12 protein-coding genes are annotated in these 12,840 nt (G+C 66.6%); 3 read left to right on the plus strand and 9 right to left on the minus strand.

The window, feature by feature from the left end; all coding sequences use genetic code 11:
• Window positions 1-28: 28 nt before the first annotated feature.
• From FPV16_RS05485 to FPV16_RS05520, 8 genes are all read right to left on the minus strand, one after another.
• On the minus strand, window positions 29-646 hold the full coding sequence (locus FPV16_RS05485; protein ID WP_227436829.1) for an acyloxyacyl hydrolase: 618 nt from the start codon (window positions 644-646) through the stop codon (window positions 29-31).
• 145 nt (window positions 647-791) lie between these two features.
• Window positions 792-977, minus strand: a complete 186-nt coding sequence (locus FPV16_RS05490; RefSeq protein ID WP_227436831.1) for a twin transmembrane helix small protein — start codon at window positions 975-977, stop codon at window positions 792-794.
• 99 nt (window positions 978-1,076) lie between these two features.
• On the minus strand, window positions 1,077-3,704 hold the full coding sequence (locus tag FPV16_RS05495) for a TIGR02302 family protein (protein ID WP_227436832.1): 2,628 nt from the start codon (window positions 3,702-3,704) through the stop codon (window positions 1,077-1,079).
• 114 nt (window positions 3,705-3,818) lie between these two features.
• Window positions 3,819-5,093 carry a diaminopimelate decarboxylase gene (gene lysA, locus FPV16_RS05500; protein ID WP_227436834.1) on the minus strand — a complete coding sequence of 425 codons (1,275 nt, stop codon included), beginning with the start codon at window positions 5,091-5,093 and terminating at the stop codon, window positions 3,819-3,821.
• Window positions 5,094-5,189: 96 nt separating this feature from the next.
• On the minus strand, window positions 5,190-5,498 hold the full coding sequence (locus FPV16_RS05505; RefSeq protein ID WP_227436836.1) for a hypothetical protein: 309 nt from the start codon (window positions 5,496-5,498) through the stop codon (window positions 5,190-5,192).
• A 113-nt stretch (window positions 5,499-5,611) separates the two neighbouring features.
• Window positions 5,612-5,884 carry a 3',5'-cyclic-nucleotide phosphodiesterase gene (locus tag FPV16_RS05510; RefSeq protein WP_227436838.1) on the minus strand — a complete coding sequence of 91 codons (273 nt, stop codon included), beginning with the start codon at window positions 5,882-5,884 and terminating at the stop codon, window positions 5,612-5,614.
• A 158-nt stretch (window positions 5,885-6,042) separates the two neighbouring features.
• Complete coding sequence (locus FPV16_RS05515) at window positions 6,043-6,768, minus strand: hypothetical protein (RefSeq protein ID WP_227436840.1); 726 nt, start codon at window positions 6,766-6,768, stop codon at window positions 6,043-6,045.
• 143 nt (window positions 6,769-6,911) lie between these two features.
• Entirely contained in the window at window positions 6,912-7,544 is a 633-nt protein-coding gene (locus tag FPV16_RS05520; RefSeq protein WP_227436843.1) for a DUF1134 domain-containing protein, read from the minus strand.
• Between the two features lie 135 nt (window positions 7,545-7,679).
• On the opposite strand from FPV16_RS05520, the gene FPV16_RS05525 reads away from it, so the two are divergent.
• A complete protein-coding gene (locus FPV16_RS05525) occupies window positions 7,680-8,156 on the plus strand; it encodes a YHS domain-containing (seleno)protein (RefSeq protein WP_227436844.1) in 477 nt (158 codons plus the stop codon).
• A gap of 12 nt (window positions 8,157-8,168) precedes the next feature.
• Here FPV16_RS05525 and FPV16_RS05530 read toward each other — a convergent pair whose 3' ends face one another.
• Window positions 8,169-9,038, minus strand: a complete 870-nt coding sequence (locus FPV16_RS05530) for a 3'(2'),5'-bisphosphate nucleotidase CysQ (RefSeq protein ID WP_227436847.1) — start codon at window positions 9,036-9,038, stop codon at window positions 8,169-8,171.
• 192 nt (window positions 9,039-9,230) lie between these two features.
• Between FPV16_RS05530 and chpT the strand changes: the two genes are divergently transcribed.
• Both chpT and FPV16_RS05540 read left to right on the plus strand, forming a co-directional pair.
• Window positions 9,231-9,965, plus strand: a complete 735-nt coding sequence (gene chpT, locus FPV16_RS05535; protein ID WP_227436848.1) for a histidine phosphotransferase ChpT — start codon at window positions 9,231-9,233, stop codon at window positions 9,963-9,965.
• Between the two features lie 144 nt (window positions 9,966-10,109).
• Complete coding sequence (locus FPV16_RS05540) at window positions 10,110-12,824, plus strand: hybrid sensor histidine kinase/response regulator (protein ID WP_227436850.1); 2,715 nt, start codon at window positions 10,110-10,112, stop codon at window positions 12,822-12,824.
• Window positions 12,825-12,840 lie beyond the last annotated feature (16 nt).

The following is a 12,840-nucleotide window of genomic DNA, read 5'->3' on the forward strand; positions in this document are numbered from 1 at the left end:
TATCCGATCTCAGATTCAGGCGTCGGGATCAGAACGTGTAACCGATCTTGCCGCCGAAATTCGTCAGGCCACGGTTCTCGTGGCACAGGCCGGCATTCGACATGTGCTCGACGGTGGCCATGATGCTCCAATGCTCGGTCAGACGATAGCCGAGCGCTGCCGCTTCGCGGAAAAGCGGGTTGCAGCCGAGGGAGTTGAAGCCCGCCGGTGCGTTGGCCTTGAGGCCGGTATAGCCGTTATGCGCGCCCGCGCCGAAGAAGCCTTCGAGGAAGACCCGGTTGTTCAAGGTCTGGGGGAACAGGTCCACTGACCAAGTCAGGCCGATATAGGCGTAGCTGGTGCGGCCATCGAAATTGTAGCTGCCGCCCACGGTCGGGCGCGGCACGAAGGCCTGCCAGAACGGGTCGAGGCTCACCGTCGGCTTGTAGAACAGGATCTCGCCATTGATGGCGTTGGTGTTCTTCTCGGCACTGCCGGGATCCTGGACGGCTCCGCCGATACGTACCTCGGAGACGATGCTCAGGGGCTGCACCGGTGTCACGTAGGCCGCGGCGGGAGGCGGCGAACCGAGATCGGCAGCCTGGGCGGAACACACTACGGGCAGGGCGAGAATGCCGACGACCAGGCGAGAGCAGATGGCTTGCATCGATGACGGATCCAAAGTGAACCTGGCCTTCCTACCACGCTGGAATACGCTGGCGGCAGTCCGGGCGCTCAGTAATCCCGTCCCGTCATCGTGTTAGATTGCATGTGAGACCCGTCCGCCACACTCACCGGGATGTGATCGCAACTCAGGCGGAGCGCCACCACACCACTCCCATGATGAAGATGATCGCCAGAAACTGCAGCATTACCCGCAGACGCATGAGGCGTTGGGACGTGTTGGCGCTACCGCCGCGCATCATGTTGACGAGGCCGAGCAACAGCACGACGGCCACGGCGAGGCAGGCGACGAGGACGAGGGTGTTGGAGGACATGACGGCTCGGGCTCGGAACGCGGGGACGAAGCCCATATGGCTTCGGCTTTTCCCTAGCCCATAGGGCAGGGCATCGCACCCGATGAACGGGTGCACAACTCAGTTTCGCCGCAGCAGTCGCTCGAAATAGTCGAGCTCTTCCCTCGGCCGGCTCGGGTCGCCGAGCTTGCGGCGCAACTCCTCCATGATCCGGCGCGTGCGCTGAACCGCGGATTCGTCGGCGGTGGGAACCTTTCCGCGTCCGTCGGAGAGATCGCGGCCCTTGGTCGGACGACCGAGCGGATCGTCGTCGCGATTGCCGGCCTGGCCCTGCTGGCTCGGGTTCTCGCCGCCCTCCTGCTCGCCTCCGCCCTCACCCTCGCCCTGGGCCATCTCCTCCATCTGCTTCTGCATGCCCTCGGCGCCGCGCTTGAGCCCGTCGAGGGCGCGCCCCTGAGCATCGACGGCATCGCCTTCCTTGCCTTCGCCAAGAGCACCTTCAGCGTCGCGCATCGCTTCCTCGGCATCGGCAAGGCCGTCTTCGCCCTGCATCCCGAGTTCCTTCATCCGCTCCTGCAGATCCTCGAGGCGCTGGCGCAAGGCCTGCTGGCGATCCCCGGCACCACCCTGGCCCTGCTCCCCCTTCTGGCCTTTCTGACCTTTCTGGCCCTGTTGCCCCTGATCACCGCCCTGTTGTTGCCCCTGGTCGCCATTCTGCTGCTGGCCCTGCTGGCCGCGCTGGGGCTTCTGGCCCTGCTTCTGCCCGGGCTGCTGGCCGCGTTTGTTCTGTCCGTCCTTGAAGGTCTCGTCGCGCAGGTCCTGCTGCTCGCGGGACATCTTGTCGAGTTCCTCGGCCTGCTTGCTCATCTCGCGGGCGCTCGGGTCGGACTTGCCACCCGGCTCGGCGGTCTGAAGGTTTTCGAGGATGCTGCGGAGCTGTTCGAGCAGGCGCTGCGCCTCGGCGGTATCGCCGCGCTTCATCGCCTCTTCCATGTCCTTGAGCATCTTGTTCAGATCGTCCGGGGTGACGGTCTTGGCGTTCTGCTGCGACTTGCCCTTGTCGCCCTGCTGTTGAGGCTGCTTCTGCTGCCGCTCGGCCATCTGCGTCATGAACTTGTCGAGGGCCTGTTTGAGATCCTCGGTCAGCTTCTTGATCTCGTCGTCCGGCGCGTTGCGGTCGATGGCGTCCTTCAGCTTGTCCTGGGCGGCGCGCAGGCTCTTCTCCGCGTCGGAGAGGTCGCCATCCTCGATCTTGAGCGCCATCTCCCACAGCAGGTCCGCGACCTCGATGAGGGCTTCGTCGGTCCGCGCCGCCTTGAGCCGGCGGGACGCGGTGCGCAGCCCGAGGAAGATCGAGGGCTGCGGCGTGAACTGATCCGGCGCGATCATCAGCGCATCGAGGGCGGTCTGCACCCGGCGCCGGCTCTCGTCGGGAGCGGTGACGAGGCGTCGGCGCTCCTCTGCGAGGGCACGCGCCAGGGGCTCGCGGAACGGCCGGGCCGGCAGCGTGATCTCCGCCGTCTCGGTCCGCCCCTCCTGGCCGGCCTCGTCCTTGACGACGATGGTCAGCCGAACCCGCGCCCCTGACCAGGGATTGTCGGTGAGGTCGATAAGCGTCTTCGTGTCAGTCTCTCCACTCGCGTCGGAGGGCAAGGCGAGGGGCATCTTCGGCACCGGAACCAGGGAGCGCCCGCCGGCCAGGGGCTCGACGATGCCGTCGGCCGAGGCGATGCCGTAATCGTCCTTGGCGCGGTAAGTCAGGTTGAAGGTACCGCGCGCATTGACCTCGAGGGCGCCGACGCGCCTGACTTCCGGGGCGAGATCCGGGATGGTCTCGACGATGAGATGCTGCTTCGGCGCGGAGCCCGCGGCGATGACAAGGTCGGCGGTTCCGCCAACGAGCTGAAAGCGGTCCTCGCGAAGGTCCGGACGAGCCTCTTTGCCGGGCAGGGGCTTGAAACCCGCATTCGGCGTCAAGACGACATCGCCCTGACCGGCGATCCGGACGATCAGCGTCGCGTTCACCGGCGCGCGCAGGTGCTGCTCGGTCCCGTTCATGGTGACGACGAGGGGCGGAAGCCGGGTGTAGAGCGGCGGATCGATCCAGCCGTCGACGCGGAAGCTCGGCCCCGGACCGGTGGCCTCATGCCAGTCGAAGGCGCTGCCGATGCGCTGGCGCCATTCCGGGCCGGCGACGAACAGGCTGGCCATCGCCGCCACCACGAGACCGGCGCGCAGGGCGAAGGGATCGCGGCGCGGCATACCGGGACGGGGCAGGCCGACGCTCAACCGGGCGACGGCCTCGGCGGCGCGGCGCTGATGCAGCGCCCACAGGGCCTGGGTCGCCGGATCGGTCGTCCCGACGGCCAGCGTATCCTCAATGGCGGAGGCCGGGTTGTGGGACGAAGAGCCATCGGCGGCATCGCGGTCGAGGCGCGCAAGAGCCTCGCGGCGGCTCGGGTAGGTGAGCCTCACGAGCGGGACCAGGGCGGCGAGGAAGGCAATGGCGAAGGCAGCAAGTCCGGCCATGCGCCAGGCCGGCGGAAGATCGAGCCACAGTCCCAGCCACGAGGCCGCGAGGAACGCGAGGATGATCGCGAGCCCGCGCCAAAGCAGGGGCCAAGCCCGCTCCCACAGCCCGGCGGCCTGCGATTGCGACACGAGCCGATCGAGCCGGCTTCGCGCGGCCGGCGGCTTCGGTGCCGTCATCTGGGTCGTGCCGGAGGTCGTCGCGTCGGCCTCGTCCATTCTGCTGGGCTCCCGAGGCGGGGAACGCTCACTGCATCCCGCCTTGTAAGCCTAGCATGGTGGCGGCGCACCGCGATCGGGTCAAATCGGCCCACCCGCAGGGCGGGCGGGCGGCTATTCCGACCGCAGCCAGTCGGGCACGCGGTCGAGGCCGATGAGGTCGTCGTAGGTCTGGCGCGGCCGGACGATGGCGGCGCGGTCGCCGCTCACCAGAACCTCGGCCACGAGGCGGCGGGTGTTGTAGGTTCCGGCCTGGACCGCCCCATAGGCGCCCGCCGTCATCACGGCGACGAGGTCGCCCGGCGCGACATCGGGAATATCGCGGGCCAGGGCGATGTAGTCGCCGCTCTCGCAGACCGGTCCGACCACATCGGCGACGAGGCGAGGGGTATCGGCACCGGGCTCGATGACCGGACGGAGGGCGTGATAGGCCTCGTAGAGGGTCGGGCGGATGAGGTCGTTCATCGCCGCGTCGACGATGACGAAGGTCCGGCCCTCGGTCCGCTTCACATAGAGGACGCGGGTGACGAGGATGCCGGCATTACCGGCGATCATGCGGCCGATCTCGAAGACCGGTCGCAGGCCGAGGGGCCGGAAATGCGGGCGCAGAATCTCCGCCAGGGCCGCGGGTTCCGGGGGAGGGGCATTGTCCTCGCGATAGGGAATGCCGAGGCCGCCGCCGAAATCGATGTGATGCAGGGGGTGACCCTGCGCCATCAGGCTGCGCGCCAGTTCCGCCAGGAGCCCGGCCGCGTGGGCGAAGGGCGCAAGATCGGTGATCTGACTACCGATATGCATGTCGACGCCGGACACCGCGATCCCCGGCAGGGACGCCGCACGGGCATAGACATCGGCCGCACGCCCGATGGGGATGCCGAACTTGTTCTCGGATTTGCCGGTGGAGATCTTGGCATGGGTCCCGGCATCCACATCCGGATTGACCCGGACGGAGACCGGAGCGGTCGCGCCCAGGGAGGAGGCCACTTCGGACAGGGTTTCGAGCTCGGGCTCGCTCTCCACGTTGAAGCAGTAGATGCCGGCATGCAGGGCCGCAGCCATCTCCTCGCGGGTCTTGCCCACGCCGGAGAACACGATCCGTTGCGGATCGACGCCGGCGGCGAGGGCACGGCGCAGCTCACCCTCGGAGACGATGTCCATCCCCGCGCCGAGACGTGCCAGCGTGGTGAGCACCGCCTGGTTCGAATTCGCCTTCATCGCGTAGCAGACGAGGGCGTCGTCCCCGGCAAAGGCCTCGGCGAAGACGCGGTAATGCCGTTCGAGCGTCGCGGTCGAGTAGCAATAGAACGGCGTGCCGACCTCGGCCGCGAGGCCGGTCAGGTCGACATCCTCGGCGGCCAGCCGGCCGTCACGATACTGAAAATGGTGCATGGGCGGGCCTTGGGGGGCGAATCCCGAAACGCGAACCTGAAGAGGACGGTGCGCCCGACTTAGCCCCGTCGGGACGGACGTCAGGCCCGCGAATGCCTAGAGGAGCGGATCGAGGATGAAGGGCTGTTTGGGAATGGTATAGCCGCGCTTGACGCCCTTCGATGTCTGCACGGGCGCTTCGATGATCGCCTGAGGCGTACCGGAGATCGCCGAGGGGTCGAGGTCGTCGCCATCGGCCACGGCGGTGGCATCCGCCACCGGGGACGATCCAATCCCGAGCCCGGAGGATTGCACCGGAGCCCGCGTATCGGGGGCCTGCAGGGCCCCGCGTCGGCCGCAGCCAGAGCCGGCGAGGGCCACGCTGCCCAGAACGAGGAGCAACGTCAGTCGGGAGCGAAACAACATCAACGTGGGTCCGGAGCCTCGATCGTCGGCATCATAGCCGCTGCTTCTCGCCGATGCGAGCGCAACGGCCACGCTTTGTGCTGCCTGAGGCGCCGGGGCCTCAAGGAAGGGGATCAGCCCTTCTTGCCGGAGGTCTTCTCGTAGGCATCGATGGCGCGGCGGCAGTTCTCGGACAGCTTGGTCCAGTTGGTCTGGAAGCACTTGTCCATGGCCGGATCATCGGGCGAGAGGTTGCCGCAATAGGTCAGGTAATCCCCAGTGCAGTATTTCTTCAGGGTCTCGTTGCCCCGCTTCGTCTGGGGAGCGGCTTGGGCGAAGGCCGCCGCCGACGAGAGGACGGACACTGTCGCGAGTGCGAGGGCAAGCGAAGTCATCTTGAAAGTCATAGGGAACGCGATCCGTCTCAAACAGTGAGGATGTGACGAACCCGATGATGCCTTTGCATGGTCGAAACAAGGCACGCCGGTGGTCATCCCATGAAGACGCGGCTTCTACGTCAATCCTCCGGCCGCCTGCAACGTCCCCCTCCCAACCCGGCGGTGGACTAGACGGGTTCGGTCCGTTTCACCGGAATCGAACCGGCCTGCGAGGCTGGCATGGCGAACACATCGACAGAGGGAAGCCGGTTCTGTCGAAGCAGCGAGTCCGCCACCTCGACAATGCGCTGGCGAAGGGCGGCGATCTCCGCGTCTGGAGGCGCCTTTGCCGTGCGCAGGGCCTCACATTCGGCGAGGAGCGCCAAGTACCGCGCATTAAGGTCCTGCCCGGCCTCGTCGTCACCGGTGACAACGTCCGCCTGCGTCACCTTGGCCTCGCGCAGGGCGTGCAGATCGTCGAGGAGATCGCGATGGGCGTTCTCAAGCACCTCGAGCGTGGCGAGGCTGAGAGTTCCTTCCGCGCGCGCCGCGGCAAGGTCGCGTTCGACACCGTCGAGGGTCGCGCGCGTCGAGGCGAGAGCGGCATCCCGCTGTTCCACATTCCGCGACAGGGCGGCGATCTCAAGGGTCCGCGCGCCGATCGCCGCCATATCCGCATGGCGGCTGCCTCGCGCGGCCTCGACCTTCCGCTCGAGACGACGCTGGGTGACCGCGAACCGCGCGCGCAGATAATCCTTCTCGGCGGCGATTTCGGAGGCGGAGAGGGGAACGAGACCTTCGAGCCGCCGCTTGGCGAGGCGTGTCGCCCGGGCACTGACGGCCGGCAGGACCATGAGTGCGCACAGGCTCGCCGCGAGGAAGCCGAGCGCGAAGATCATCACGGTTTCGATCACGCGGGAATGCTCTTCCTAGCCGCTAGGCGCGGCCGGACAGGCCGCGACGCCCAAGTCTTTAGACCATTTCCCCCTGGCGAGACCAATCCTTTGAAGGGTTTGAGACGAACCGCCGCCGGCCGAGACCATCGTGTCGGTTCGAATCAGAACGGGTTCCAGGTCGGCTTCGACGTGAATTTCAGGTAGCCGACATTGATTCCGAGGCGCGCACCGACGCCGGTCCTGATCGGCACCACCACCATTCCGTCATTCGTCACGGCGGTCATCCCGAACCCGCCGATGAAATAGGCGGAGCCGTCGACCCCGGCAAATCGCCGGTAGAGGCCGGAGACCGAGGGCATGTTGTAGAGAAGCATCATCGTGCGATCCCCGTCGCCGCCGAGGTCGAATCCGATGGACGGTCCCTGCCAGTAGATCCGGCGCTGCCCGGCATTGCGGGTATAGAGCGTGCCCTCGCCGTAGCGAACGCCGCCGACGATGGCGCCAGACGCTTCCTGTCCGAGGATGTAGCCGTTGGGCTCGCCCCAGCGCCGGGTCGCCTCTTCCACGGTAAGGGCGAGACCCCGCGACATCGAGCCGAAGAACTTATGCCCGTTATCCACGATCTCGGCGGGCCGGAACCGACCCGGGGGCTGCTCGTCGAAGGCCAGGGCCGGAGCGACGGGCGCAGCGATGAGCAGGGCGGCCGCGGCTGCGCCGAGGAAGAGAGCTCGGCGCCGGGCTGCAAGCGGCGTGGGCTCGACCGATGCGGCGAGGGGGTTCGAAGGATCTGTCATCCGGAGCACCATGTTCGCCCATCACAAGGTTCGACATCCGTCCCGTTCGCCGACATTCTCCTGGCCGGATCTGTCCGAGCCGGGACAAGCGGAGGCACGAGCCCGCGTAGCGCCGATTAGAGCATGAAGTACCGCATGATAGGGTTAACGCGCCGTAACCTTGGAGGAATCGCGCTGGCATCGTGCCTCGCCGCACCTCGCGCCTCCTCGGCGCGGCAGGGTCTGATCGCCCTCGATGGGTTCGACGCCGTCAGCTATTTCCTCGATCCCGAGGGGCAGCCGGTGCCGGGTAAACCGGCCTTCGAATGGGATTGGAAAGGTCGGACCTGGCGATTTTCGCGGCCGGGAAACCTCGCGGCCTTCCGCGATGCGCCCTCCGCCTATGCACCGCGTCTGTCCGGATACGATCCGATCGGGGTGCTCGACGGCCGAATCGTGGACACGGACCCTCAGATCTTCGCGATCCTGCCCGGGCCGGCGGGGGAGGGGCTCTACCTGTTCCGCAACCGGGAGCACCGTTCGAAGGTCGTCGCGTCACCGGCCATCATCGTGGCGGCGGAAGAGAAATGGCCAGCGCTGCGCAAACTCACCGAGGATGGCGCGGCACCCTGATACCGGCCCCTCTCACGCCGTCGGCGGAGTCTGCGCGGCGCATCCCTGCCGGGCCGTGCTCAGGTTGGGCCCGCGATCGGGCAGGCCGAGGCGGCCGGTATAGCTCGGATCGCCGAGGGCGGCGAAAGGGCCGTTACGGTAGAAAATGCCATAATGGCCGTAGGTGATCTCGCGCCCCGACGGCACGATGACGCAGCCGCCGGCGGTGGTCAGCACATGGTCTCCGGCCGCGGTGTCCCATTCCATGGTCGGGCCGCAACGGACATAGATGTCGGCTTCGCCGGACGCGATGAGACAGAACTTCAGGGCCGATGCGACGCCACGCCTCTGACCGATGGGCAGCCCCGCGAGGCACGCCTCCGTCTCGGTATCGCCGTGGCGGCGGCTGACCAGGGCGACGAGCCCGTCCTCGGGCACCTTCCGGACCCGGATCGCGTTCCGCGTCGTCGGTCGCCCGCGATGGATCACAGCCTCGAACGCGGTGGCGCCGGCCCCCCAGACGCGGCCAATGCCGGGTCCGGCCACGGCCGATGCGACGGGCCTGTTCCCTTCGATCAGGCAGATGTTGACGCTGTAATCCGGGTTTCCGGCCAGAAAATCGCGCGTGCCGTCCAGAGGGTCGACCAGAAAGAACAATTCGGCCGGCGGCAGGTCGTGGGTGGATTCTTCGGAGACGATGGGGATCGTCGGGTAGCGCTGCCGCAGAGCATCGAAGATCAGCTTTTCGGATGCGATGTCGGCGACGCTCGACGGAGTCCCGTCCGGCTTGATCACGTGCGCGCAGTCGCCACCATGATGTCGTCGGAGGATGTCGCCAGCTTCGCAGGCGATGTCGGTCAATGTCGTCGCGATGCTATCGCGCATCCGCGGATCGAGGGGCATAGGAAAGTCTTGCCTTGCGAGCCGCGCCTTGTCGACTCTAGAGTCGGCTTCGAAGCGGACTACGCACTCCTCGCGTCGCTTTTCAAAGCATCCTGTGCCGTCTATCGGTGCCGGCCTCGGTTGGTTTCATCTCTCGAAGCCGACGGACCGGCCGCATCCGCGGCCCATTCATTGCCCTGTGCGGAGAGCACGATGACCCCCGTCGATCTCGATTCCCTCGATCTCTCCGCGTTGCTCTGCTCGCGCGTCTGCCATGACGTCATCAGCCCGGTCGGCGCCATCGTGAACGGGCTGGAAGTCCTGGAGGACGAGAGCGACACGTCGATGCGGGAATTCGCCCTCGAATTGATCGGCAAGAGCGCGAAGCAGGCTTCGGCTCGGCTGCAGTTCGCCCGCATCGCCTTCGGCGCTGCCGGATCGGCGGGCGCGTCCATCGACCTCGCCGATGCCGAGAAAGTCTCGCGTGGGATGTTCGGCGACGAGAAGACCCAGCTGAGCTGGAGCGCACCGCAGGCGCTCTATCCGAAGAACAAGGTCAAGCTCCTCCTCAACCTCGTCATGATCGCCACCACCACCGTTCCCCGTGGCGGCCGGATCGACGTGAAGGTCAGCGGCGACGGGGAGGCCCCCTCCATCGTCATCACGTCGAAGGGGTCGCACGCCCGCATCCCTGCCCATGTGGAGGATCTGATCGCGGGAACGCCGGAGAACGGCGCGGTGGACGCCCACAGCATCCTGCCCTTCTATGCCGGTCTCGTGGCACGCGCGGCGGCGATGAACGTCCGCTTCATGATCGAGGGCGACGAAGTGACGATCCGGGCGGAGCCCGTGGCCGCAGCCGTCGCACCGGCTGCAACCCCCGCCGAGCGCCCCCTGGAGGATACGCGCCCCTCGGACAGCGAGCCGCCCGAGACGTCGCTCGCTTAATTGCCGGAATGACCGTCGCGGCAGGCTGGATCAAATCCTGCCGCGACTTGTGGATTTGTCCCACTCTCGAAACTCTTCACTAACCTGTCGGCCTCAAGGTGGAATTCGCACAAACCTAGTGCGCGTCTGGACCGAGTGCCTCTAATGGATGACTTGCTGCGTGAGTTTCTGACCGAGAGCGCAGAGCATCTCGATACCGTGGACGCCGAGCTCGTCCGCTTCGAGCAGGATCCCAACAACCAGACGATCCTCCGGAACATTTTCCGCCTCGTCCACACGATCAAGGGGACGTGCGGGTTCCTCGGCCTGCCGCGCCTCGAAGCGCTGGCGCATGCGGCCGAGACGCTGATGGGCCAGTTCCGCGACGGCATGCCGGTGAGCAGCCCCGCCGTCAGTCTCATCCTCGTGACGCTGGACCGGCTCAAGCAGATCCTCGGCGATCTCGAGATCACCGGCACCGAGCCGGCCGGCAACGACGACGACCTGATCAACGCCCTCGATGCGATGTCCGCCGCCCCATTCGTTGTTCCGGCCCCAGTCGTCGAAACAAAGCTCCCCGACCCCGTCGTGCGGGAGTTGAAGCCGGGCGAAGTCTCCCTCGACGATCTGGAGCGCGCCTTTCTCGAAGCCGAAGGTCCCGACCTGTCGGAGCCGCTCCCCGTCGAGCCGCCCCCCGTCGCCACGGCCGAACCGAAGCAGCCCGAATTCACCGCTCCCGAGTTCGAACCCGCATCGCTCGCCGAGGATTCGTCCGCGAAAGGCGCGAACCGGAAGAACGGGTCGGACGCTCCCTCCGGAGAGTCCGAGGGTGGAGCGTCGAAGGTCCAGAGCATCCGCGTCAACGTGGATACGCTCGAACACCTGATGACGATGGTGTCCGAGCTGGTGCTGACCCGCAACCAGCTGCTCGAGATCGCCCGCCGCCACGACGATTCGACCTACAAGGTTCCCCTGCAGCGCCTCAGCCACGTGACGGCCGAGCTGCAGGAAGGCGTCATGAAGACGCGCATGCAGCCGATCGGCAATGCCTGGCAGAAGTTGCCGCGCGTGGTCCGCGACCTGTCGTCGGAACTCGGCAAGCAGATCGAGCTCATCATGAGCGGTGCCGAGACCGAGCTCGATCGCCAGGTGCTCGAGGTCATCAAAGATCCGCTCACCCACATGGTGCGCAATTCGGCCGATCACGGCATCGAGTCCACCGCCGACCGCAAAGCGGCTGGCAAGCCGGCCCGCGGCACGATCCGCCTCGCCGCCTATCACGAGGGTGGGACGATCACGATCGAGATCGCCGATGACGGCAAGGGCCTCGATCTCGCCGCCATCCGCCGCAAGGCCGTGGAGCGCAACGTTGCGAGCCAGAGCGATATCGACAAGATGACCGACGCCCAGGTGGCGAAGTTCATCTTCCATCCCGGTTTCTCCACCGCGAAGGCCGTCACTTCCGTCTCCGGCCGTGGCGTCGGCATGGATGTGGTGAAGACCAATATCGAGCTGATCGGCGGTGTCATCGACATCAACACGCAGCTCGGCCGCGGCACCACCTTCACGATCAAGATCCCGCTGACGCTGGCGATCATCGCCGCCCTCATCGTCAAGGCCGGCGACCTTCGCTACGCCGTGCCGCAGGTCGCCGTGCTGGAACTCGTGCGCGTCGACAAGGCCACCGCCCAGAAAGTCGAGCGCATCAACGGCTCGCCGGTGCTGCGCCTGCGCGAACGCCTTCTTCCAATCGTGACCCTCACCGGGGTGCTCGGCCAGAAGGAGAATGCCGAGAGCATCGATTCCGGCTTCGTGGTGGTCGCACAGGTTGGCCGCCAGCGCTTCGGCATCCTGGTGGACGAAGTCTTCCACACGGAAGAGATCGTCGTGAAGCCGATGTCGTCGAAGCTGCGCCACCTGCCGTTATTTGCCGGAAACACCATCCTCGGCGATGGCGCGGTGGTGTTGATCGTCGATCCGAACGGCATCGCCCGCCAGGTCAGCCAGGGCACGCAGACGGGCGCCATCCCGGTGGATGCCGAGCCGGAGGAGACCGATGCCGCCGACGCGAAGGCGACGCTGCTGGTGTTCAAGGGCGGCGGAGGCAGCTTCAAGGCGGTGCCGCTCTCGCTCGTGACACGGCTCGAGGAGATCGAGGCCAACAAGATCGAGTGGGTCGGCGGACGCCCGCTGATCCAGTACCGTGGCCGGCTCATGCCGCTGGTCCCGGCCGATCAGTCGATCGAGATCAGGAGCGAGGGGACCCAGGCCCTGGTGGTATTCTCGGATGGCGAACGGGCCATGGGCCTCGTGGTGGACGAAATCATCGATATCGTCGAGGAGCGTCTCGACGTGGAGATCGCGGCCGAGCGTTCGGACCTCATCGGTTCGGCGGTCCTGCGCGGCCGCGCCACCGAGATCATCAACATCGCCCACTTCCTGCCGCTGGCGTATGACGACTGGGCTCGGGGGGCGCACAAGCCCGAGAAACGCAACGCGACGCTGCTTCTCGTGGACGATTCGGCCTTCTTCCGCGACATGCTGAGCCCGGTCCTCAAAGCCGCCGGTTACAACGTGATCACCGCCGGAAGCGCGGAAGCCGCCCTCACCACGCTGATGGCCAACGCCCGTGTCGATGTGGTCGTGTGCGACCTCGAAATGCCGGGCCGAAACGGCTTCGACCTCGTCGCCGCCATGCGGAAGGGCGACGAGCGCCTTTCCCAGCTACCGGTCATCGGACTGTCGGGCACGGTCGGCATCGAGGCCATCGAGCGGGCTCGCTCCCTCTCGATCCTCGATCTGGTGGCGAAGTTCGATCGCAGCGGGCTGATCTCCGCCCTCAGCGAAGTCGACATCGTCAGCCTTCCCAAAGCCGCCTGAACTTGGCCTTCTGAAC

Origin of the sequence: Methylobacterium sp. W2 (assembly GCF_020662345.1) — a bacterium.
Taxonomy (GTDB): Bacteria; Pseudomonadota; Alphaproteobacteria; order Rhizobiales; family Beijerinckiaceae; genus Methylobacterium.